Raw genomic sequence first — 21,942 nt, 5'->3', positions numbered from 1 at the left:
CGACAACCCTTGTTGTCGCGGAGGTGCTCCTGGACCTAGAGTGCCGGGCATGCCTGGCAAGGACTTCGTATCGCGGATCACCCCGCAGGAGACCGCCTCCCTCACGGACGCGGCCGTCAGTGATCTTGCGCAGCGCCTCGCCCGCCGGCTTCTGGGAGCCCCCCCGCACCCGGCACCGGACGACCCGGCACAGGCCCTGGCTCTGCTCCGCGTACTGGATCACCTCAAGCAGGCCACTGAACGGCTCCAGCAGGAGGCCGCCGTGGCTGCCGCCCGCGCAGGTGCCGGCTACCCGCAGATCGGGGCCGCCTGCGGTATGACCCGGCAAGGTGCCCGGCGCCGCTGGCCGGGGCTTTTCCACCATTCCACCGAGAAACCCACGGAGCGTCCGACAATGACCACCCCCGCCCGTCCCTTCGACGTCCTGCTGGTCGAAGACGACATTGCCGACGCCATGCTCATCGAGGAAGCCCTCTCCGAGCGCGGAGCCCGCAACCTCGTCCAGGTCACCGACGGAGTCGCCGCGCTGGAACACCTGCGGACCCCGGGCACTCCGCGACCCGACCTCATCGTCCTCGACCTGAACATGCCCCGGATGAACGGCCGGGATCTGCTCAAGGTCCTGAAGAACGACGACGACCTGCAGACGATCCCCGTGGTCGTGCTGACCACCTCCACCGCTCCGGACGACGTCACGGGCGCGTACAGCAGTCACGCCAACGCCTACGTGACCAAGCCCGTCAACCTGGAGGAGTTCGAGCAGGCCGTCCAGAGCATCGACTCCTTCTACCTGGACACCGCCACCCGGCCCCGTCTCTGAACCGCCCGGGGCCCGGGCTTCCCCGGATGGCCGTCTCGTCCACAGGTCGCAGGCGGCGGGTCCTCGCGCCCTGCTCCGGGAGGAGGCGGCGCGGCCCCTTCCCGGAGAGAACATGCGGGTCGGCTGCCCCTGGGGGAGGATCTCCCCCAGGGGCTTTTCTGGCAGACTCTGTGCCCATGGGCGAAACGACGGTGACCACGCTGGAAGGTCGGCACCAGACCGCAGCGCACCCCGTCGAGGACCGGACGGGGCAGCGACTCCTGCGCCGTCTGCGCACCCCCCGCCGGCCGCGGTTGTGGTTCGAGATCCTGCTGATCGCGGTGAGTTACTGGACGTACTCGCTCGTCCGCAACGCCGTGCCGGAGCAGAAGTCCGAGGCACTGCGCAACGCGGACCGGCTCTGGGACCTGGAGCGACAGCTCGGTCTCGCCTTCGAACAGTCGGTCAACCACGCCGTGAACTCGGTGACCTGGCTGGTCGTCGGTATGAACTACTACTACGCCACACTGCACTTCGTGGTCACGCTGGGTGTTCTGGTGTGGCTCTACCGCAGCCACCCCGGCCGTTACGCGGCGACCAGACTGGTGCTGTTCTCGACCACCGCCGTCGCCCTGGCCGGGTACTACCTGTTCCCGCTCGCCCCGCCGCGCCTGATGAACGGCGGCGAGTTCATCGACACCGTGATGGTCCACGAGACCTGGGGTTCGATGGCTTCAGGTGACCTGAAGAACATGTCCAACCAGTACGCCGCGATGCCGTCGATGCACATCGGCTGGTCGGTGTGGTGCGGGCTGACCATCTTCGCGCTGGCGACGGTCCCGTGGGCGAAGGTCCTGGGCCTGCTGTACCCGGCGGGCACGCTGGTGGTCATCGTCGCCACCGCCAACCACTTCTGGCTGGACGCGGTGGGCGGCGTGCTCTGTCTCTCCTTCGGCTACGCGCTGGCGGCCCTCTGGTACGGGAGCAAGCCGTACGCGCTGCCCCGAGAGGCGCCGGACGGCGGGGGCGGAGGCAGCCGGTACGGAGGCGGCTGGAGCAGGGCCTTCCCCGGCAGAGGTTTCCCGGGGAAGGGCTTCCCGGGCCGGCGCGGCACGGACGGGGCCGTCGCGGGTTCGGACGGTGGGGGCGCGGGCCACACGAACGCGGGCGTCGTGAGCCCGCGCGCCCCGGACGACTCCCCCGGCCCTCGCACGGCCGACGGCGCCCCCGCCGCGAGCGCCTCCGCGCACGCGCCGGACACCCCGCGCCACTGAGGCGTTCGTCACCCCCCGGGGAAACGTCCCGGCACCGGGGAAGCACCGCCTCGCCGAGGAGGCGCCCCGTGCCACTGCGGCACCCCGCGCGCTCCGGCGACCGCGCCCACCCGCCTTGTGCCGGGTGCCCGCCTCGGATGTCCGCGCCGGATGTCTGCGCCGGGTGGCTGCGGCCCCGGCCCCTACGACCCGCCGTAGAACAGCTCCTCCACCACGCCCCGCGCCCTGCGGGCCGTGCGCCGGTACACGTCGAGCATGTCTCCGGCGTGGCCCGCGCCGTAGCCGAGGTAGCGGCCGACCGCGGCCAGGTCGCGGGGGTCGGCGGGGAAGGTGTCCCCGGCCCTGCCCCGGACCAGCATGACCGCGTTGCGCACGCCGGTGGCCAGCACCCAGGCCTCGTCGAGGACGGCCGCGTCGTCCGCGGAGATCAGTCCGGCCTCCTGGGCGGCCGCCAGCGCCTCACGGGTACGGGTGGTGCGCAGTCCCGGCTCGTGCGCGGCGTGCCGCAGCTGGATCAGCTGGACGGTCCACTCCACGTCGGACAGGCCGCCGGGACCTAGCTTGACGTGCAGCTTGGGGTCGGTGCCGCGCGGCAGCCGCTCGGACTCCATGCGGGCCTTCAGGCGCCGGATCTCGCGCACGTCGTCCTCGCCGAGCCCGGCGGGCGGGTAGCGCAGCGGGTCGATCAGCTCGACGAAGCGGCGGCCGAGGTCCTCGTCGCCGGCCACGTGCTCGGCGCGCAGCAGCGCGTGCCGCTCCCACACCAGGGACCAGCGGCGGTAGTACGCCTCGTACGACCCCAGGGTGCGCACCAGCGGTCCGGACCGGCCCTCGGGGCGCAGGTCCGCGTCGATGAGCAGGGGCGGGTCGGCGCTGGGGGCCTGGAGCAGGCGGCGCATCTCGGCGACGACCTTGCCGGCCGCGTCGGCCGCCTCCCGCTCGTCCACGCCGTCGCGCGGCTCGTGGACGAACAGGACGTCCGCGTCGGAGCCGTAGCCCAGCTCGTGTCCGCCGAAGCGGCCCATCCCGATGATCGCGAAGCGGGCGGGCAGGTCGTCCCCCCAGCCCTCCCGGACGACGGCGCGCAGCGTGCCGGCGAGGGTGGCGGCGGTCAGGTCGGACACGGCGCCGCCGACCAGGTCCACCAGGGCGCCCTGGTCGGCCTCGGCGGGCTGGGACTCGGTGCCGTAGGAGCCGATGATGTCGGTGGCGGCGGTGCGGAACAGTTCGCGGCGGCGGATTCCGCGGGCGGCGGCGACGGCCTGGGTGGCGCCGTCGGCGCGGCGGACGGCGGCGAGGACCTCCTGTTCCAGGTGGGCGCGGGTGCGGGGCCTGAGGCCGCCGGCCTCCCCGTCGCCGAGCAGGGCGACCGCCTCGGGGGCGCGCAGCAGCAGGTCGGGGGCGAGCCGTCCGGCGGACAGGACGCGGGCGAGGTTCTCGGCGGCGGCGCCCTCGTCGCGCAGCAACCGCAGGTACCAGGGGGTCCTGCCGAGCGCGTCGGAGACCTTGCGGAAGTTGAGCAGGCCGGCGTCCGGGTCGGCGGATTCGGCGAACCAGCCGAGCAGCACCGGCAGCAGGGTCCGCTGGATGGCCGCCTTGCGGGTCACGCCGGACGCCAGGGCTTCCAGGTGGCGCAGGGCGGCGGCCGGGTCGGCGTAGCCGAGGGCGACCAGCCGTTCGCGGGCCGCCGCGGCGCTGAGCCGGGCCTCGCCGGGGGCGAGCTGGGCGACCGCGTCGAGCAGCGGCCGGTAGAACAGCTTCTCGTGCAGCCGCCGTACGACGGAGGCGTGCCGCCGCCACTCGCGGGTCAGGCTCGTCACCGGGTCGGTGCGCAGGCCCAGGGAGCGGCCGATGCGGCGCAGGTCGGCGTCGTCCTCCGGAACGAGGTGGGTGCGGCGCAGCCTGAAGAGCTGGATGCGGTGTTCCAGGGAGCGCAGGAAGCGGTAGGCGTCGTCGAGCTGGGCGGCGTCCGCGCGGCCGACGTAGCCGCCGGCGGCGAGGGCCTTCAGCGCGTCGAGGGTGGTGCCGCTGCGCAGGGAGGTGTCGGTGCGGCCGTGTACGAGCTGGAGCAGCTGCACGGCGAACTCGACGTCGCGCAGCCCGCCGGGGCCGAGCTTGAGCTGGCGGTCGACCTCGGCGGTGGGGATGTTGTCGATCACCCGGCGGCGCATCTTCTGCACGTCGGCGACGAAGTTCTCCCGTTCGGCGACCTGCCACACCAGCGGTCGCAGGGCGGCGACGTACTCCTCGCCGAGGGCGAGGTCGCCGGCCACCGGGCGGGCCTTGAGCAGCGCCTGGAACTCCCAGGTCTTGGCCCAGCGCTGGTAGTAGGCGCGGTGCGAGGCGAGGGTGCGGACGAGCGGGCCGTTGCGGCCCTCGGGCCGCAGGTTGGCGTCGACGGGCCAGATGGTGCCCTCGACGGTGTTCTCGGAGCAGATCCGCATCATGTGCGCGGCCAGCCGGGTGGCGGCGCGCAGGGCCTTGTCCTCGTCGGCGCCGTTCACCGCCTCGGCGGCGAAGATGACGTCGACGTCCGACACGTAGTTCAGCTCGTGCCCGCCGCACTTGCCCATCGCGACCACCGCGAGCCGGCACAGGGCGGCGTCCTCGGGCGCGTCGGCCTCGGCGAGCGCGAGGGCGGCGCGCAGGGTGGCGGTGGCGAGGTCGGCGAGTTCGGCGGCGGTCTCGGACACCTCGATGGTGCCGCAGACGTCGCGGGCGGCGATGGACAGCAGGCAGCGCCGGTAGGCGACGCGCAGCGACACGGGGTCGGTGGCTTCGGCGAGGCCCTGCTCGAACTCGGTCACGCCGGGGTGCAGGTCCCGCGCCTCGTACGTGACCAGCGCCTGCCAGTCGTCGGCATGCCGGGCGAGATGGTCGGCCAGGGCCTCGGAGGCACCGAGCACGCCGAGCAGCCGGTCGCGCAGCGGCTTGGCGGAGATCAGGGTGTCCAGCAGCTCCTGCCGGCCGGTGGCGCCGGTCTGCGCCTCCAGCAGCCGGACCAGCCCCAGCAGCGCGAGGTCGGGGTCGGCGGTGCCGCCGAGCGCCTCGAGCAGTACCGGGTCGTCGCGCACCGCGGCCAGCTCGGGGCCGTCCAGAAGCCGCTCGGCGGCCGACGGGTCGGTGAAACCATGCCGCAGCAGCCGCGTGAAGGTACTGCTCCTGCGCCCCGGCACCGACGTCATCCCCGGTCTCCCTCGGTCCTCGGCTCGCATCGAACTCACCACGAGCCCACCACAAGCTCATCCAGGCAACGAGCCTATCCGCCCCACCGCGCCCCGGCCCCGGGACGGCCGTGCGCGACGAGTTCCGGGGCGGGCGGACGGGGACGAACCTTCCGGGGCACGCTGTCGTGTTTTCGGTGGCGCCGCGCACGGTTTTCGGATTCGGTGAGGGAGAGCCGTTCAGCCAGACCGGATGGCGGTTCGCGTGACACCGAGAGCCCGAACCGACCGCACCGACTCAGCCGGAGGCACCCCGATGAACATGGACATGACCCTCGAAGTGCTCCCGCTGCCCGTCAGCGACATCGACCGGGCCAGGGACTTCTACCGGGACAAGGTCGGCTTCCACGTCGACATCGACCAGGAGGTCATACCGGGCATGCGCATCGTCCAGCTGACGCCCCCGGGCTCCGGCTGTTCGATCGCGCTGGGCGACAGCATCTGGGAGATGGCGGGCGGCGCCCGCCCGGCCCCGGGCTCGTACCAGGGCCTGCAGCTGTGCGTCGCCGACATCAAGGCGGCCCACGCCGAACTGACCGCCCGCGGCCTGGAGATCTCCGAGCCGGTCGTGTACGCCCCGGACGACGGCGCCACCTTCATGCACTTCAAGGACCCGGACGGCAACGGCTGGGCCGTCCAGGAGTACCGCCGCCGCGCCACCGAACCCCTCCACCAGCTCCTGACGGACCTGGCGGAACGCCAGAAGTAACGCACGGCAAGGACATTCACCGGCGCCGATGACGCGATCAGGGACCGTCGGGAAGGGGCCGGAAGCACCCGTACCGCCCTGATCACCCGTAGGTGTACCGCGCGCCGCTTTCCCTGCCCGCCGTCGCCGCCGCGCCTACCGTGAAACGCCTCGCGATACGACGCGACGCGTACGACGGAGGGGTGCGGATGTCGGTGGACGGTGAGGCGGTACAGATCAGGGGCGAGGCGGACGAGCCGGGGTGGGAGGTCGATCAGGACGACGAGTGGGGAGTGGCCGTCATCACCACGGTGGGGCGGCAGTTGAAGCTGCGGCGGGAGTCCGTGGGCATGCGGGCCGCCGACTTCGCGGTGGCGATGGGATACGGGGAGGACCTGGTCTACAAGATCGAGGCCGGCAACCGCATCCCCCGCGCCGAGTACCTGCTGAAGGCCGATGAAGTGCTGGGCGCGGGCGGACTGCTCGCCGCGATGCGGGAGGACGTGGCGAAGGTCCGGTACCCGAAGAGGGTGCGGGAACTGGCGAAGCTGGAGGCCAACGCGGTCGAGATCGGGCTCTACAGCAACCACAACATCCACGGCCTGTTGCAGACCGAGGAGCACATGCGGGCACTCTTCGACGTCTGGCTTCCGGCTCACACCGAGGAGGAGACGGAACGCATGGTGGCCGCCCGGCTGGCCCGGCGCACGGTCTTCGACAGGTCCCCGGCACCCGCCCTCAGCTTCGTCCAGGAGGAAGTGACGCTCCGCCGTCCGGTCGGAGGCACAATGGTGTGGCGTCGGCAGCTCGAACATCTGCTGGAACTCGGAAAATTGCGGCACGTGTCGATTCAGGTGATGCCGACGGCCTGTGAGGACCACTTCGGGACGGGCGGGCTGATCGAGGTGTTGAAGTTCCCCGACGGAACGGCGGTCGGACGCTCCGACGGGGCGTTCGCCGGGCGTCCGGTGACCGACCCGAAACAGCTGAGGATCCTCGAACTCCGCTATGGAATGATCCGCGCCCAGGCCCTTACGCCCGAGAGTCAAGGGCCCTCATCGAGCAGATGCTTGGAGAGTCATGACCGGCACCCCTCCCGCCCGGACCACCACCGCACCTGCCTGGTTCAAGAGCAGCTACAGCAGCAGCGGCGACGGCAACGACTGCGTCGAGGTCGCCATATCCCCCGGCGCCGGCACCGTCCTCGTCCGGGACAGCAAGAACGCCCAGGGGCCGCGGCTCAGTGTCGCCTCGGCCGCCTGGGCGGACTTCCTCAGGGGCACGGGCCGGGAGTGACGGCCAGGGCCCTCGCTCCCGCCGCGCCGCAGCGGAGCGTCGCGGCACCGGCAGGTTCTTGCGCAGCTTGAGAGCGGTGGCCTCGGAGCGGTGCGCCTCCCCTTTCCCGTCCCCTTCCTGGCGCTTGTTGCGCAGGAAGAAGTCGAAGACGTGTTCGCCCTGGGTGCGGAGCGCGGCATCGGGCGGGAGTTCGTAGTTCTCCTCGACGTTCTTCGGGCCGGCGATCCGACCAGGGCCGGCCCGGTGACCTCCGGCTGAAGATCCTTACGGACAAAGTGTGTCAAGTATGTGCGAATGGCCACTCGGGGCGGGACGGACGGTCACGTGGGACGCCCGGTGTACGACCTCCGGCAAACGCCGGGTCGTCCGGGACACGGGGCCTCGCGCAGGACATCCGATGAGGAGAAGTCGCCGATGAGCGAGTCCGTAGACACCGGAACCAGGGATACCGGAGAAAAGGTCAAGGCAGAGGCCTCCGCGACGGCCGGCCAGGCCAAACAGGCTGCGGGCCAGGTCGCGGACACTGCGGCGGAACAGGCCCGGACCGTGGCGAGCGAGGCTCGGCAGCAGGCCGGTACGGCCGTCCATGACCTGCGGGGCCGGGCGATGGAGGAGGCCGAGGAACAGGCCAGGCGCGCGGCCGGAGCACTGCGGGGGTGGGCGGGCGACCTCGCCGACCTGGCCGACCACGCCCGGAACGACTCCGCTGCCCGCGGTTTCGCGGCCCAGGCGGCCGACCGGGGCCACCGTGCCGCCGACTACCTGGAGGAGCAGGGCGTCGAAGGTCTCGTCTCCGACCTCCAGGGCTTCGCCCGCCGGCGTCCCGGAGCCTTCCTCGGCGGCGCGCTGCTGGCCGGACTGGCCGTCGGGCGGCTGGCGAAGGCGTCGGGCACCGCTTCCCAGGCCCGGTCGCGGTCCGGCGGGCCCGGGTCGGGGCAGGGACAGACCTCCGGGTCCCAGGGGTGGGACGGGCTGGGCCCGCCTCCCACCCAGCCGCTGCCTCCCGGCCCCCCGCCGGCCGGTCCTCCGCCGGCCCCGGGAACGCCGCCGGCCGGTGGGCCGGGCAGCACACATCCGGAGGTGTGAGATGTCCTCCATGTCACCCGTACCCGGACCGACCGGGCCGCAGGAGCAGGAGCAGTCCGTGGGCCAGCTCCTCTCCGGCGTGACCGCCGACCTCCAGACCCTCTTCCGGCAGGAGGTCGAGCTGGCGAAGGCCGAGATCAGGGAGGAGGGGACCAGGGCGGGCAAGGCCGCCGGGATGTACGGGGGTGCCGGTTTCGCCGGTTACCTGGTGCTGCTGTTCCTGTCGCTGGCCGCCGTACTGGGGCTGGCCAATGTGATGGACGGTGGCTGGGCCGCGCTGATCGTCGCCGCGGTGTGGGCCGTCGTCGCGGCCGTGCTGTACCAGAAGGGCCGCGCGCGGATGCGCACCGTCTCCCCGAAGCCCGATCAGACCGTCGAGACCATGAAGGAGAACGCGGAATGGGCACGTCACCCGACCAGGTGAGGGCCGAGATAGAGGCCACTCGCGAACAACTCTCCACGAACGTGGACCAGCTCGCCGAGCGGACCAGCCCCGGCCGGGTGGTGCGCCGCCGCGCGGACCGGATGCGCGACAGGGTGTCGGGCGTCCGCGACCGGGTCATGGGCACCGCGTCGCAGTCCGCGCACGAGGTGGCGGGCACCGCGCAGTCGGCGGCCGGCTCGGTGCAGGAAGGCGCCGGGAAGGCGGCCGATTCGGCTCGCGCCGCGGCCGGCCAGGCGGGAGACGCCGTGCAGCAGGCGCCCGCCCTGGCCCGTCGGCAGACCCGGGGCAACCCGCTGGCCGCCGGTCTGGTCGCCTTCGGCGTCGGTCTGCTGGCGTCCTCGCTGCTGCCCGCGTCCCGGACCGAGCAGGAGAAGGCCGCCGAGCTGATGGAGCGCGGCGGCGAGGCCCTGGAGCCGGTGAAGCAGGCCGCCGCGGAGTCCGCGCAGCACCTCAAGGAAGGCGCCCAGGAGGTGACGCAGAGCGCGGCCGCGGAGGTGAAGGACACCGCGGCGCAGGCCGCGCGCACCACCCAGGACGAGGCACGCGACCGGGCCGGCGAGGTCACCGAGCAGGCGCGTGACTCCGGCAAGCACCTCAAGGAATAGGCCCGGCAGCGCTCCGGTCCCTCCTGAGGCCTCCGAGGAAGGGAGCCCTGTTCTCCGGCCCGCACACGGTCCGGGGCACAGGGCTCCCTTCGAGCGTCACAGCACCGGCAGCAGGTTCTTCAGCTCGAAGGCGGTGACCTCGGAGCGGTACTCCTCCCACTCCTGCTTCTTGTTGCGCAGGAAGAAGTCGAAGACGTGCTCGCCCAGGGTCTCGGCGACCAGGTCGCTGCGCTCCATCAGGGTCAGGGCCTCACCGAGGTTCTGCGGGAGGGGTTCGATGCCGAGGGCGCGGCGTTCGGCGTCGGAGAGGGCCCAGACGTCGTCCTCGGCGCCGGGCGGGAGTTCGTAGCCCTCCTCGACGCCCTTCAGGCCGGCGGCCAGGAGGAGCGCGTACGTCAGGTACGGGTTGGCGCCGGAGTCGATCGAGCGGACCTCGACGCGGGCCGAGCCGGTCTTGCCGGGCTTGTACATGGGGACGCGGACCAGGGCCGAACGGTTGTTGTGGCCCCAGCAGATGTACGAGGGGGCCTCGCCGCCCGCGCCCGCGGTGCGCTCGGAACCGCCCCAGATGCGCTTGTAGGAGTTGACCCACTGGTTGGTGACCGCGGAGACCTCCGCCGCGTGCCGCAGCAGGCCCGCGATGAAGGAGCGGCCGACCTTGGAGAGCTGGTACTCCGCGCCCGACTCGTAGAACGCGTTGCGGTCGCCCTCGAAGAGGGACAGGTGGGTGTGCATGCCGCTGCCCGGGTACTCCGAGAACGGCTTCGGCATGAACGTGGCCTGCACGCCCTGCTCCAGCGCCACCTGCTTCATGACCAGACGGAACGTCATGATGTTGTCGGCCGTGGACAGCGCGTCCGCGTAGCGCAGGTCGATCTCCTGCTGGCCGGGGGCGCCCTCGTGGTGGGAGAACTCCACCGAGATGCCCATCGACTCCAGCATGGTGATCGCCTGCCGGCGGAAGTCCATGCCCACGTTGTGCGGGGTGTGGTCGAAGTAGCCGGAGTTGTCCGCCGGGGTCGGGCGGCTGCCGTCGACCGGCTTGTTCTTCAGCAGGAAGAACTCGATCTCCGGGTGGGTGTAGAAGGTGAACCCCTGGTCGGAGGCGCGGGCCAGCGCACGCTTGAGGACGTAGCGCGGGTCGGCGAAGGAGGGGGAGCCGTCCGGCATGAGGATGTCGCAGAACATGCGGGCCGTGCCGGGGGCCTCGGCGCGCCACGGCAGGACCTGGAAGGTCGACGGGTCCGGCTTGGCGATCATGTCGGACTCGTACACCCGGGCGAAGCCCTCGATGGCGGAGCCGTCGAAGCCGATGCCCTCGTCGAACGCCTGCTCCAGTTCGGCCGGGGCCACGGCCACGGACTTCAGGAAGCCCAGTACGTCCGTGAACCACAGGCGTACGAACCGGATGTCGCGCTCCTCCAACGTCCGGAGCACGAACTCCTGCTGCTTGTCCATCTTCCGCTTCCCCATCCTCGCCGGTCAGGCCGCCAGTCTCTCCCGCGCCGGGTGGCCTCCTCGGGCGGCGGTCGGGCACTCGGGCCATCCCACCACATCCGGGTTTCGCCCGTGTTGCCGACCTTGATCGTTCCACGGGCCCCGACCGCGCGTACGCACACGGCTCGACGCCTCGTCCACACCGGACGTGTCGCTCTGCGTACCACCCTGCGGCCCGTCCGGCCCACTGTCCATCCTGCCCCCACGGACCGGCGTCCGTAACAGCGGGAGCGGGCCCGCCTCCGGGATTCCTCTTGTACACGGTCCCCCCGACGGCACGACACCCGCCCCCCCTTAATTGGTATTTAAGATGCAAGTTTTAATGGGTGGCGCAGACAGTCGAGAAGGCAGTCGAGAACGAGGAGACCCGATGCTGTCCGAGCAGTCCGCCGCCACCGTCCGCGCCACACTTCCCGCCGTCGGCGGGGCCCTCGGCGAGATAACCGAGCGGTTCTACGCCGGGATGTTCGAGGCCCGCCCCGAGCTGCTGCGCGACCTGTTCAACCGCGGCAACCAGGCCGCCGGCACCCAGCGCGAGGCCCTCGCCGGGTCCATCGCGGCCTTCGCCACGCACCTGCTGGCGCACCCCGGCACCCGGCCCGACGCGATGCTGGGGCGCATCGCCCACAAGCACGCCTCGCTCGGCATCGCCCCGGACCAGTACGCGATCGTCCACGAGCACCTGTTCGCCGCGATCGTGGAGGTCCTGGGCGAGGCCGTCACGCCCGAGGTCGCGGCCGCCTGGGAGGAGGTCTACTGGCTGATGGCGAACGCCCTCGTCGCCATCGAGAAGCGGCTCCACGAGGAGCAGGGCGGGCCCGGCTGGCGGGAGTGGGAGGTCGTCGAGCGGGTCACCGAGACCGCCGACGTCGTCTCCTTCCGGCTGCGCCCCGCCGACGGGGGCCCGGTGCGGCAGTTCCGCCCGGGCCAGTACGTCTCCGTCCGCGTGGCCCTCGACGACGGGGCCCGGCAGATCCGCCAGTACAGCCTCTCCGGCGCACCCGGCCCCGACGAGCGGCAGTTCAGCGTCAAGCGCGTGCACGGCGACGGAACGCCCGGGGGTGAGGTCTCCGGCCACCTGCACGCGCGCGTGCGGGCCGGCGACGTCCTGGAGCTGTCCGAGGCGTACGGCGACCTCGTCCTCGACACCGAACCCGCCGCCCCCCTGCTGCTCGCCTCCGCGGGCATCGGCGTGACCCCGATGACCGCGATGCTGGCCCACCTCGCCGGCCACGGCCACGACGCCCCCGTCACCGTCGTGCACGGCGACCGCTCCCCCGCCGACCACGCCCTGCGCGCGGACCACGAGGCGTACGCGGCGAAGCTGCCGGACGCGGCGGTGCACCTCTTCTACGAGCAGGACGCCCCGGCCGGCACGTCCACCGGTTACGTCGACCTCACCGAGGTACCGGTCGCGGCGGGCACGCGTGCGTACCTGTGCGGGCCGCTGCCGTTCATGCGCACGGTGCGGGAGCAGCTGATCGGCAAGGGCGTCGCGCCGGCCGACATCCACTACGAGGTGTTCGGCCCGGACCTCTGGCTGGCCAAGCAGGGCTGAGCGCGCGGCCGTGGCCGCAGCGCGCGCTACGACCGCGGCGCGCGGGAGATCTCCAGCAGCAGCGGGCCCGTCGGGCCCGTGACGATGTCCGACACGGTGAGCGGGTCCAGCGAGGCGAAGAACGCCTCCTGGGCCTGCCGCAGCGCGCCCCGCAGCCGGCAGGCGGAGCGGAGCGGGCAGGGCGTGCCCGTTCCGGACCCGGACGCGCCGTCGCAGTCGACGACGTCGCCCTCCCCCTCGAAGGCGCGGACGAGGGCGCCCACCGAGGCCGTACGGCCCTGTTCCGTGAGGGTGAGGCCGCCGCCGCGGCCGCGCCGGGCCGTGAGCAGTTCCATGTGCTGGAGTTCGGCGACGACCTTCGCGGCATGGGTGTACGGCACGCCCATGGCCTCCGCGACATCACGCGTCGTCGGGTTGGCCTTCTCTCCGGCCACGGCCAGGCGCATCAGGACCCGCAGGGCCAGGTCGGTGGAGCGCAGCAGCCTCATACCGGCAGCGTAGGTAATACGCATCCCGCGTTCAAATTTTCCGGCCCGGGTGATCCAGGGCTCACCCGGGCCCGTCCACCCCATAGTGTCGAATTGACGATTACACTGGGCCGCGTGCCTCAACTTCGTCTCGCTCTGAATCAGATCGACTCGCGTGTCGGCGACCTCGCCGGCAACGCCGACACGATCGTCCGCCGGACCCGGCACTCCGCCGAGCAGGGAGCCCACCTCGTGGCGTTCCCGGAGATGGCGCTGACCGGGTATCCCGTCGAGGACCTCGCACTGAGATCGTCCTTCGTGCAGGCCTCCCGCGAGGCCCTGCGGGCCCTCGCCGCGCGGCTCGCCGAGGAGGGCTTCGGGGAACTGCCCGTGCTCGTCGGCTACCTCGACCGCAGCGCCGCCGCCCAGCCGAAGTACGGCCAGCCCGCGGGCGCGCCGCGCAATGCAGCGGCCGTGCTGTACGGCGGCGAGGTCGTGCTGGGCTTCGCCAAGCACCATCTGCCGAACTACGGCGTCTTCGACGAGTTCCGGTACTTCGTGCCCGGCGAGACGCTGCCCGTCCTGCGGCTGCACGGCGTGGACGTCGCCCTCGCCATCTGCGAGGACCTGTGGCAGGACGGCGGCCGGGTCCCGGCCGCGCGGTCCGCGAAGGCCGGGCTGCTGCTCTCCGTCAACGCCTCCCCGTACGAGCGGGAGAAGGACGACACCCGGCTCGAACTGGTCCGCAGGCGGGCCAAGGAGGCCGGCTGCACGACCGCGTACCTCGCGATGACCGGCGGGCAGGACGACCTGGTCTTCGACGGGGACTCCATCGTCGTCGACCGTGACGGCGAGGTCGTGGCGCGCGCACCGCAGTTCACCGAGGAGTGCCTGGTGCTCGACCTCGACCTCCCGGCGGCCGCCGCGGACGCTCCCCCGGCCGGCGAGGTGGTCGACGACGGGCTGCGGATCGACCGCGTCGTCCTGTCCGAGGCACCGCTGCCCGCGTACCCGCCGGAGCGGCCCGGGGCCTGCGCGCAGCCCCTCGACGACGACGAGGAGGTGTACTCGGCGCTGGTCGTGGGGCTCCGGGCGTACGTCGAGAAGAACGGGTTCGAGTCGGTGCTGATCGGCCTGTCCGGCGGGATCGACTCGGCGCTCGTCGCCGCGATCGCCTGCGACGCGGTGGGCGCGGAGAACGTCCACGGCGTGGCCATGCCGTCGAAGTACTCCTCGGACCACTCCAGGGGCGACGCGGCGGAGCTGGCGCGGCGGACCGGGCTGAACTTCCGGACCGTCTCCATCGAGCCGATGTTCGACGCCTACATGGGGGCGCTGGGGCTGTCCGGGCTGGCGGAGGAGAACCTGCAGTCCCGGCTGCGCGGGACGATGCTCATGGCGATCTCCAACCAGGAGGGCCACATCGTCCTGGCTCCGGGCAACAAGTCGGAGCTGGCGGTCGGTTACTCGACGCTGTACGGGGACTCGGTGGGGGCCTACGGCCCCATCAAGGACGTCTACAAGACGTCGGTGTTCCGGCTCGCGGAATGGCGCAACCGCTCCGCGGCGGCACGGGGCGAGACCCCGCCCATCCCCGAGAACTCGATCACGAAGCCGCCGAGCGCGGAACTGCGGCCGGGCCAGGTCGACACGGACTCGCTGCCGGACTACCCCGTCCTCGACGCGATCCTCGAGCTGTACGTGGACCGGGACCGGGGCGCGGACGAGATCGTCGCCGCCGGGTTCGACGCGGAACTGGTGAAGAAGACGCTGCGGATGGTCGACCGGGCCGAGTACAAGCGGCGGCAGTACCCGCCGGGGACGAAGATCTCCCCGAAGGGCTTCGGCAAGGACCGCCGGCTGCCGATCACGAGCGGCTGGCGGGAGTAGGGCCCTTCGCCGGGCGCGCAGGACACGGGGCGGCCCCGGGGACCGAGTCCCCGGGGCCGCCCCGCCGTCTCAGCCGCCCGGCGTCGCGATCTTCACCCGGGCCGCGACGGGGAGGTGGTCGCTCGCCGTCCGGGGCAGCGTCCACGAGCTCTCCGGTTCCGCGCCCTTGACCATGATCTGGTCGATCCGCGCCATCGGGAACTCCGCCGGCCAGCTGAAGCCGAAGCCGTCGCCCGCCGCGCCCTGGGTCGACCGCATCTGGGAGGTGACGGCGTTCAGGGCACGGTCGTTCATCGTGCCGTTCAGGTCGCCGAGCAGCACGACGTTCTCCAGGGGCTCCCTCGTGATGGCCGCGCCCAGGGCGTCGGCGCTCTTGTCCCGCTGGCGGGCGGTGAAGCCGGCCTCCATCTTCACCCGTACGGAGGGGAGATGAGCTACGTACACGGCGACCCGCGCCTCAGGGGCCGCCACCGTGGCCCGCATCGCGCGCTTCCAGCCGAGGCGTATGTCGACGGCCGCCACGTCGCTCAGCGGGTACTTGCTCCACAGCCCGACGGTGCCGACCACCGCGTGGTACTTGTACGTCGACGCCAGCGCCTCCCGGTACGTCGGGACCGCCGACGCCTTCAGCTCCTCCAGCGCCAGGACGTCCGCCCCCGAGCCCGCGACGTCGCGGGCGGTGCCGGCCGGGTCGGGGTTCTGGGCGTTGACGTTGTGCGTGGCCACCGTGAGGTCGCCGCCGGAGCCGGTCCGGTCGATGAGCAGGCCGCCGAAGAGGTTCAGCCAGACGACCGCGGGCAGCAGCACCGCGATCAGCGCGGTGGCGGACCTGCGGACGAGGGCCGACACCAGCAGCACCGGGATGGCCAGCCCCAGCCACGGCAGGAACGTCTCGAGCAGACTGCCCAGGTTGCCGACCACGTTGGGGATCCGGGCGTGGATGCCCATGACCAGGGCGAGCAGCACCGCGCACACGGCCAGGATCACGCCCCGGCGCCAGATGCGGCGGTCTCCGCGCCAGCCTCTGGTCAGTCGGTCCCACAGGCGCCGAAGCCCGGGGGTCCGGCGTTGCTCGGGCCCCGAGCCGCCGTCGTCCGTCTCCGTCACGTACGCCTGCTGCGCCATACCGTCGCCTCACACCTTGCCGTGCACACCGTCGCTCCCCGTGTGCGTAGACCCTAGGGGATGATCGGCGCCCTTTCCGCCGTCTGTCGACGGCCGTACGGAGGCGAGGACGAACGGAACCGCTCCGGGAGTTCCGGGCGAGGCCGGGGAAAGCGTGCTCTGTGACGAAACGCGCACAACGCGGCGGCCGGGAGTCATGGGGCGGCGGGGGCACGGGGCGGCGGGGAATCACGGGGCGGCCGGGGAATCACGGGGCGGGGCGCAGTCCCTGGAGCAGGGTGTCGACGACCTGTTCGGCGAGTCCGTCCGGCAGACCGGCGTCGGGGCGCAGGAGGGTGCGGACGAGCAGGGGGCCGACGACGATGTCGTTCAGCAGCTCGAGGTCGACGTCGGCACGGAGTTCGCCGTTCTCCCTGCCGCGGCGCAGCACCTCCAGGCCGAGCCTGCGGCGCGGCAGGACGACGGTGTTGTGGTACGCGGCCCAGATCTTCGGGCTGCTCTTCATCTGGGCGTGGACGTTGTGCAGGATCACCGAGGCCCTGCTGGCGAGACCGCGCCGGCGCAGGGACTCCAGCAGGGCGACGAGGTCGTCGCGCATGGAGGTACCGGGGAGTTCGGGGTCGACGGGTTCGGCGGCGCGCAGGACGTCGACGAAGAGTTCCTCCTTGCCGCTCCAGCGGCGGTAGATGGTGGCCTTGCCGACGCCGGCGGTGCGGGCGATCCGCTCGATGGACAGCTCCGCGAGGGGCACACCGTCCTCCAGGAGCTTCATCGCGCCCTCGATGATGGCCCGTTCGACGGCCTCGCTGCGGGGGCGGCCGCGCGCGGGGCCGCCCGGCCGGGGGACGGGGCCGGTGCCGGTGTCGCCGGGGTCGGTGGTGCCGGGGTCGGCGAGGCTCACGTCGCTGTGTCCTTTCCGTGGGCTGGGACGATTCTCCCCGGTGCGCCTCCCCTGCCCGAGCCCCGCGTCCCCCTTCCGCTCATCGGTCCCGCTCCTCGGTCCCGCTTCTCAGTCCCGCTTCTTCGTCGCGTCCGGCGCGCCCGTCGCGTCCTTCGCCCCCGTCGGCACCAACTCCTCTTCCCTCCCGTCCTCTCCGGGCTCCGGACTCCGGCCGGGCAGGAACAGGGCGACGACGATCGCGCCGAGCATCGCGACGCCCGCGCCCCACAACGCCGTGACGTGCATGGCGTGCAGGAACGCGTCGTTGGCCGGACCGGTCAGGGCGTCCCCGCGCGGTCCGAGCCGGGCCGCGGCGCCCAGGGTGGCCTCGATGGACTCGCCGGCGGCGTGCCGGACGCCCGGGGGCAGCAGGACGAGCTTGTCCTCGATGTGCGTGCGGTACGCGGTGGAGAGCACCGAGCCGAGGATGGCGATGCCGAGGGCGCCGCCCACCTGGCGGAAGGTGTTGCTGAGCGCGGAGGCCGAACCCGCCTTCTCCCGCGGCAGCGTCTGCATGATCACGACGCTGACCGGCGTCATGATGTTCGCCATGCCGGCTCCCATCAGGAAGAAGACGACTTCGAGGATCCAGATGGGCGTGTCCGCGTCCAGGACCGCGAACGCGCCCAGCATCGCCGCGAGGAGCAGCATGCCGCCGGTGGTGGTCGCCCTGTTGCCGAAGCGGTCCACCAGCAGCCGGGCCCGCGGTGCGAAGATCATCTGGGCGGCGGCCAGCGGCAGCATCAGCAGGCCGGTCTCCAGCGGCGAGTATCCGCGCACGCTCTGGGTGTAGAACACGGCGAAGAACGTCACGCCCATCAGCGCGAAGAAGACCAGCGCGATCGCGATGATCGAGGCCGAGAAGACCTTGTTCCTGAAGTACGCCATGTCGATCGACGGATGGGTGCTGCGCTTCTCGATCACCACGAACGCGGCGAGTACGGCGAGTCCGGCGCCGATGGCCGTCAGCACCGTGGCGTCGGTGAAGTCGGCGAGCTGGCCGCCCTTGATGATGCCGTAGACCAGCAGGACCAGGCCGGCCACGGACAGGACGACGCCGACGGGGTCGATCCGGCCGGGGTCCGGGTCGCGGGAGTCCGGCACGAGCCACAGCATCAGGACGAGGGCGGTCAGCACGATCGGCACGTTGACGAGGAAGACCGAGCCCCACCAGAAGTGGTCCAGGAGCACTCCGCCGGTGACCGGGCCGATGGCGATGGCGAGGCCGACACCTCCCGCCCAGATGCCGATGGCCTTCGGCTGTTCGTCGCGTTCGAAGATGTTCATCAGGACGGCGAGGGTCGCCGGCATGACGAAAGCGGCGCCCAGACCCATCACCGCGCGGAAGCCGATCAGCTCCGTCGGGGAGCCGGAGAACGCGGCGAGTGCCGAGCCGATGCCGAACACGGCGAGGCCCCCGAGCAGCATTTTCTTGCGGCCGAGCCGGTCCCCCAGCAGGCCCGCCGTGAACAGCAGGCCCGCGAAGACGAGCGTGTAGGCGTTGATCGCCCACTCCAGCTCGCTCTGGGTGGCGCCCAGGCCGGTGGGGGCGGGTGTGGAGATCGTCTTGATGGCGACGTTCAGGATCGAGTTGTCCAGGACGACGATCAGCAGGCTCAGGATCAGCACGCCGAGGATCACCCAGCGGCGCCGGTGCACGTGTTCCGGTATGCGGCGGTCGGGGGCGGCGGCGGGGGAAGTCATACGGCCACCGTAGGACCATTTCGAAACGGTACCGTCTCGTATCGGAATTCCTTTGCCGAGGCCTTGCCGGGGCATTGCGCCGCCTTTCGGTGGCGCCCCTCCCCTTGGCACCGGCTCTCGCGAGGTGCCACCATGGAAGCGATCCGGGGACGCCGTCAGGGTGCCTCGAGATGACGTGTTAGGAGCCGTTGCAATGACGCAGCTTTCGGCTGCCCCGACTGGCAAACCGGTCCCCTCCGACGGCAGCAAGGCGCTGTACGGGGGCAAGGGCACACGCCGTATCACCGTCCGCGACATCGCCCTCGCCAAGGAACGCGGCGAGAAGTGGCCCATGCTCACCGCCTACGACGCGATGACCGCGTCCGTCTTCGACGAGGCCGGCATCCCGGTCATGCTCGTCGGCGACTCCGCGGGCAACTGCCACCTCGGGTACGAGACGACCGTCCCCGTCACCCTCGACGAGATGGCCGTGCTGTCCGCGGCCGTGGTCCGCGGCACCGGCCGCGCCCTGATCGTCGCCGACCTGCCCTTCGGCTCGTACCAGGAGGGGCCGGTGCAGGCGCTGCGCTCGGCGACCCGGCTGGTCAAGGAGGCCGGGGTCGGCGCCGTCAAGCTGGAGGGCGGCGAACGCTCGCACCGGCAGATCGAGCTGCTGGTCGAGTCCGGCATCCCGGTGATGGCGCACATCGGACTCACCCCGCAGTCCGTGAACGCCATGGGCTACCGCGTCCAGGGGCGCGGCGAGGAGGCCGCGCAGCAGCTGCTGCGGGACGCCAAGGCCGTGCAGGACGCGGGCGCCTTTGCCGTCGTCCTGGAGCTGGTGCCGGCCGAGCTGGCCGCCGAGGTGACCCGGACGCTCCACATCCCCACCGTCGGCATCGGCGCGGGACCCGAGACGGACGCGCAGGTGCTGGTGTGGACCGACATGCTCGGGCTGACCGGCGGCCGGGTACCGAAGTTCGTGAAGCAGTACGCGAACCTGCGTGAGGTCATGGGCAACGCGGCGAAGGCGTTCGCCGAGGACGTCGTGGGCGGAACGTTCCCGCAGGAGGAGCACTCCGTCCACTGAGCACCACTGGAGCAGCGCGGTGACGCTGCCGCTGAGCCAACGCCGCACATGACGGGCCCGCCGACTTCCCCCATCGGCGGGCCCGTCCCCTTTTGCGCCCAAGCCGGCGCCGCTTTCGCGGAGGTGGTGACTCGCCGTCGGGGTTGCTCAATTGGTGGTTGCGGTGGTCGTCGTGGGGGGGGGAAGGGAGAAGCGCGGCTGCCGGGTGTGTCGGCACAGTGTTTCTTCGGCAAACCCCCGACAGCCTCCCGACAACCCTCTGTCGGGCGGCTGTCGGGGGTTTGTCGGTGGGGGGTGCGAGAGTCTGGGCATGACGCGAAACGACAACGACTCCGGTGGCGCGGGCAGCGCCGTCACCGTGCGGGGGCTGGTCAAGCACTACGGCGAGACCAGGGCACTGGACGGTGTCGATCTGAAGGTCCGCGAAGGCACCGTGATGGGGGTTCTCGGGCCGAACGGCGCCGGCAAGACCACCCTCGTGCGCATTCTCTCCACCCTGCTCGCCCCGACCGCGGGCGAGGCCACCGTCGCCGGGTACGACGTGCTCCGCCAGCCCCGGCAGCTGCGCAGGGTGATCGGGCTGACCGGGCAGTACGCCTCCGTGGACGAGAAGCTCGCCGGCTGGGAGAACCTGTACCTGATCGGCAGGCTGCTCGACCTGTCCCGCAAGGAGGCCCGCGGCCGCGCCGACGAGCTGCTGGAGCGGTTCTCGCTCACCGAGGCGGCCCGGCGTCCGGCGGCGACGTACTCCGGCGGTATGCGGCGCCGGCTGGACCTGGCCGCGTCGATGATCGGCCGGCCCGCGGTGCTGTTCCTCGACGAGCCGACCACGGGACTGGACCCGCGCACCCGCAACGAGGTGTGGGTCGAGGTCAAGCGGCTGGTCGGGGACGGGGTGACCGTGCTGCTGACCACCCAGTACATGGAGGAGGCCGAGCAGCTCGCCTCCGAGCTGACCGTCGTGGACCGCGGCAAGGTCATCGCGAACGGCGGCATCGAGGAGCTGAAGGCCAAGGTCGGCGGCCGCACCCTGCGGATCCGCCCGGCCGACCCGCTCCAGCTGCGCCCGCTCGCCTCCGCGCTCGACGAGCTGGGCATCACCGGGCTCGCCACCACCACCGTGGACTCCGAGCGGGGGGCCGTCCTGGTGCCGATCCTCAGTGACGAGCAGCTGACCGCGGTGGTCGGCGCCGTCACCGCGCGGGGCCTGACCCTCGCCTCCATCACCACCGAACTGCCCAGCCTGGACGAGGTGTTCCTGTCGCTCACCGGCCACCGTGCCAGTACCCCGCAGGACACCGAGCCCGCCGAGACCCACGAGGAGGCCGCCGCATGAGCTCCGCGACTTCCGCGAAGACCACGACGACCGCAACGACGACGGCCACGACAGCTACGACGACCGCGAAGACCGGTCCCGCTCCGGCCGGGACCTCCCGCGCGACCGCCGCCGACGGCCGTATCCCGCTGCGTTCCCATCTGCGTCACACCAGCGCCCTGGTGCGCCGCAACCTGCTGTGGATCCGGCAGGACCCGGAGTCGATGTTCGACGCCGTGCTGTTCCCGATCGTGTTCACCCTGCTGTTCGTGTACGTCTTCGGCGGCTCGATCGGGCAGTCGCTGGGCGGCGGGCAGGAGGCGTACGTGCAGTACATCGTGCCCGGCCTGATGGCCATGATGGGCATGAACATGGCCATGGGGGTGGGTACCGGCTTCAACCAGGACTTCAACACGGGCGTCATGGACCGTTTCCGGTCGCTGCCCATCGGCCGCGGCTCGGTGCTGTTCGCCAAGATCGCGGTCGAGGTGCTGCGCATGCTGATCGCCACCGCGATCCTCATGGTCGTCGGTGTCCTGGTCGGCTTCGACATCACCAACTGGCCGGGACTGTTCGCCGCCGTGGGGCTGGCGGTGCTGTTCGGCTCGGCCCTCATGTGGATCTTCATCACGCTGGGCGTGGCGATGAAGAACGCGCAGTCGGTGCAGGCGATGGGCTTCCTGGTGCTGATGCCGCTGCAGTTCGGTTCGTCGATCTTCGCGCCGACCCAGTCGATGCCGGGCTGGCTGCAGACCTTCACCGACGTCAACCCGCTGTCCTCGCTGGCCGACGCCGCGCGCGGCCTGATGGTGGGCGGCCCGGTCGCGGACGACCTGTGGCTGACGGTGGCCTGGTCGGTGGGGATCACGGCGGTGATGGCTCCGGTCGCCATCCACAAGTTCCGCACGAAGAGCTGACCCCGCGTCCCCGTGTACCCGCGTCCCGCCGTCCCCGCGTGAC

General features: G+C 71.9%; 18 protein-coding genes and 3 pseudogenes. 14 read left to right on the top strand and 7 right to left on the bottom strand.

Annotated elements, in window-relative coordinates:
• Positions 1 to 49: 49 nt before the first annotated feature.
• Both ACIF80_RS06960 and ACIF80_RS06955 read left to right on the top strand, forming a co-directional pair.
• Positions 50 to 820, top strand: a complete 771-nt coding sequence (locus ACIF80_RS06960) for a response regulator (protein WP_399800331.1) — start codon at positions 50 to 52, stop codon at positions 818 to 820.
• 176 nt (positions 821 to 996) lie between these two features.
• Positions 997 to 2,073, top strand: a complete 1,077-nt coding sequence (locus ACIF80_RS06955; RefSeq protein WP_399800329.1) for a phosphatase PAP2 family protein — start codon at positions 997 to 999, stop codon at positions 2,071 to 2,073.
• A 182-nt stretch (positions 2,074 to 2,255) separates the two neighbouring features.
• Here the strand turns inward: ACIF80_RS06955 and ACIF80_RS06950 are convergent, their stop codons facing one another.
• The gene (locus ACIF80_RS06950) at positions 2,256 to 5,258 is read right to left on the bottom strand and encodes a bifunctional [glutamine synthetase] adenylyltransferase/[glutamine synthetase]-adenylyl-L-tyrosine phosphorylase (protein ID WP_399800327.1); all 3,003 of its coding nucleotides are present in this window, start codon (positions 5,256 to 5,258) and stop codon (positions 2,256 to 2,258) included.
• A gap of 152 nt (positions 5,259 to 5,410) precedes the next feature.
• On the opposite strand from ACIF80_RS06950, the pseudogene ACIF80_RS06945 reads away from it, so the two are divergent.
• The 4 genes and pseudogenes from ACIF80_RS06945 to ACIF80_RS06930 form a co-directional block, all read left to right on the top strand.
• Positions 5,411 to 5,506, top strand: a pseudogene (locus tag ACIF80_RS06945) (pyridoxamine 5'-phosphate oxidase family protein); the annotation flags it as partial.
• A gap of 53 nt (positions 5,507 to 5,559) precedes the next feature.
• Entirely contained in the window at positions 5,560 to 6,006 is a 447-nt protein-coding gene (locus tag ACIF80_RS06940) for a VOC family protein (RefSeq protein ID WP_399801221.1), read from the top strand.
• Between the two features lie 188 nt (positions 6,007 to 6,194).
• Positions 6,195 to 7,069 (top strand): annotated as a pseudogene (locus ACIF80_RS06935) (helix-turn-helix domain-containing protein).
• Entirely contained in the window at positions 7,066 to 7,281 is a 216-nt protein-coding gene (locus tag ACIF80_RS06930; protein ID WP_399800324.1) for a DUF397 domain-containing protein, read from the top strand. Before ACIF80_RS06935 ends, ACIF80_RS06930 begins: the two are co-directional and overlap by 4 nt.
• A 45-nt stretch (positions 7,282 to 7,326) precedes the next feature.
• On the opposite strand, the pseudogene ACIF80_RS06925 reads toward ACIF80_RS06930, so the two are convergent.
• Positions 7,327 to 7,503 (bottom strand): annotated as a pseudogene (locus ACIF80_RS06925) (glutamine synthetase); the annotation flags it as partial.
• A gap of 192 nt (positions 7,504 to 7,695) precedes the next feature.
• On the opposite strand from ACIF80_RS06925, the gene ACIF80_RS06920 reads away from it, so the two are divergent.
• The 3 genes from ACIF80_RS06920 to ACIF80_RS06910 are packed head-to-tail and all read left to right on the top strand — an operon-like array spanning position 7,696 to position 9,417.
• The gene (locus ACIF80_RS06920) at positions 7,696 to 8,367 is read left to right on the top strand and encodes a hypothetical protein (RefSeq protein WP_399800321.1); all 672 of its coding nucleotides are present in this window, start codon (positions 7,696 to 7,698) and stop codon (positions 8,365 to 8,367) included.
• Between the two features lie 10 nt (positions 8,368 to 8,377).
• Complete coding sequence (locus tag ACIF80_RS06915; protein WP_399800319.1) at positions 8,378 to 8,791, top strand: phage holin family protein; 414 nt, start codon at positions 8,378 to 8,380, stop codon at positions 8,789 to 8,791.
• Complete coding sequence (locus tag ACIF80_RS06910) at positions 8,767 to 9,417, top strand: DUF3618 domain-containing protein (RefSeq protein ID WP_399800316.1); 651 nt, start codon at positions 8,767 to 8,769, stop codon at positions 9,415 to 9,417. Before ACIF80_RS06915 ends, ACIF80_RS06910 begins: the two co-directional genes overlap by 25 nt.
• Positions 9,418 to 9,513: 96 nt before the next feature.
• Here ACIF80_RS06910 and ACIF80_RS06905 read toward each other — a convergent pair whose 3' ends face one another.
• Positions 9,514 to 10,875: a glutamine synthetase family protein gene (locus tag ACIF80_RS06905; protein WP_399800315.1), complete on the bottom strand. Its 1,362-nt coding sequence runs from the start codon at positions 10,873 to 10,875 to the stop codon at positions 9,514 to 9,516.
• Positions 10,876 to 11,284: 409 nt separating this feature from the next.
• Between ACIF80_RS06905 and ACIF80_RS06900 the strand changes: the two genes are divergently transcribed.
• Positions 11,285 to 12,472: a globin domain-containing protein gene (locus tag ACIF80_RS06900; protein ID WP_399800313.1), complete on the top strand. Its 1,188-nt coding sequence runs from the start codon at positions 11,285 to 11,287 to the stop codon at positions 12,470 to 12,472.
• Between the two features lie 26 nt (positions 12,473 to 12,498).
• Here the strand turns inward: ACIF80_RS06900 and ACIF80_RS06895 are convergent, their stop codons facing one another.
• The gene (locus tag ACIF80_RS06895) at positions 12,499 to 12,960 is read right to left on the bottom strand and encodes an RrF2 family transcriptional regulator (RefSeq protein ID WP_399800310.1); all 462 of its coding nucleotides are present in this window, start codon (positions 12,958 to 12,960) and stop codon (positions 12,499 to 12,501) included.
• 114 nt (positions 12,961 to 13,074) lie between these two features.
• Between ACIF80_RS06895 and ACIF80_RS06890 the strand changes: the two genes are divergently transcribed.
• Positions 13,075 to 14,829: an NAD+ synthase gene (locus tag ACIF80_RS06890; protein WP_399800307.1), complete on the top strand. Its 1,755-nt coding sequence runs from the start codon at positions 13,075 to 13,077 to the stop codon at positions 14,827 to 14,829.
• A 69-nt stretch (positions 14,830 to 14,898) separates the two neighbouring features.
• Here ACIF80_RS06890 and ACIF80_RS06885 read toward each other — a convergent pair whose 3' ends face one another.
• The 3 genes from ACIF80_RS06885 to ACIF80_RS06875 all read right to left on the bottom strand — a co-directional run bounded on the left by ACIF80_RS06885 (position 14,899) and on the right by ACIF80_RS06875 (position 18,598).
• A complete protein-coding gene (locus tag ACIF80_RS06885) occupies positions 14,899 to 15,954 on the bottom strand; it encodes an endonuclease/exonuclease/phosphatase family protein (RefSeq protein WP_399800306.1) in 1,056 nt (351 codons plus the stop codon).
• Between the two features lie 247 nt (positions 15,955 to 16,201).
• Positions 16,202 to 16,855 carry a TetR/AcrR family transcriptional regulator gene (locus tag ACIF80_RS06880; RefSeq protein ID WP_399800304.1) on the bottom strand — a complete coding sequence of 218 codons (654 nt, stop codon included), beginning with the start codon at positions 16,853 to 16,855 and terminating at the stop codon, positions 16,202 to 16,204.
• A gap of 108 nt (positions 16,856 to 16,963) precedes the next feature.
• Positions 16,964 to 18,598, bottom strand: a complete 1,635-nt coding sequence (locus ACIF80_RS06875) for an MFS transporter (RefSeq protein WP_399800302.1) — start codon at positions 18,596 to 18,598, stop codon at positions 16,964 to 16,966.
• Between the two features lie 193 nt (positions 18,599 to 18,791).
• Between ACIF80_RS06875 and panB the strand changes: the two genes are divergently transcribed.
• From panB to ACIF80_RS06860, 3 genes are all read left to right on the top strand, one after another.
• Positions 18,792 to 19,667, top strand: a complete 876-nt coding sequence (panB, locus tag ACIF80_RS06870; RefSeq protein ID WP_399800300.1) for a 3-methyl-2-oxobutanoate hydroxymethyltransferase — start codon at positions 18,792 to 18,794, stop codon at positions 19,665 to 19,667.
• A 310-nt stretch (positions 19,668 to 19,977) separates the two neighbouring features.
• Positions 19,978 to 21,003 (top strand): ATP-binding cassette domain-containing protein, encoded by a 1,026-nt coding sequence (locus ACIF80_RS06865; RefSeq protein WP_399800297.1) that lies wholly within the window; start codon positions 19,978 to 19,980, stop codon positions 21,001 to 21,003.
• Positions 21,000 to 21,899, top strand: a complete 900-nt coding sequence (locus tag ACIF80_RS06860) for an ABC transporter permease (protein ID WP_399800294.1) — start codon at positions 21,000 to 21,002, stop codon at positions 21,897 to 21,899. The genes ACIF80_RS06865 and ACIF80_RS06860 overlap by 4 nt, the downstream gene beginning before the upstream one ends.
• The last annotated feature ends 43 nt before the right edge of the window (positions 21,900 to 21,942 follow it).

It is taken from the genome of Streptomyces sp. NPDC085927, assembly GCF_044540975.1.
Lineage (GTDB): Bacteria > Actinomycetota > Actinomycetes > Streptomycetales > Streptomycetaceae > Streptomyces > Streptomyces hirsutus.
The sequence above is the reverse complement of the archived record's forward strand: the minus strand, read 5'-3'. Positions and strand labels throughout refer to the sequence as shown.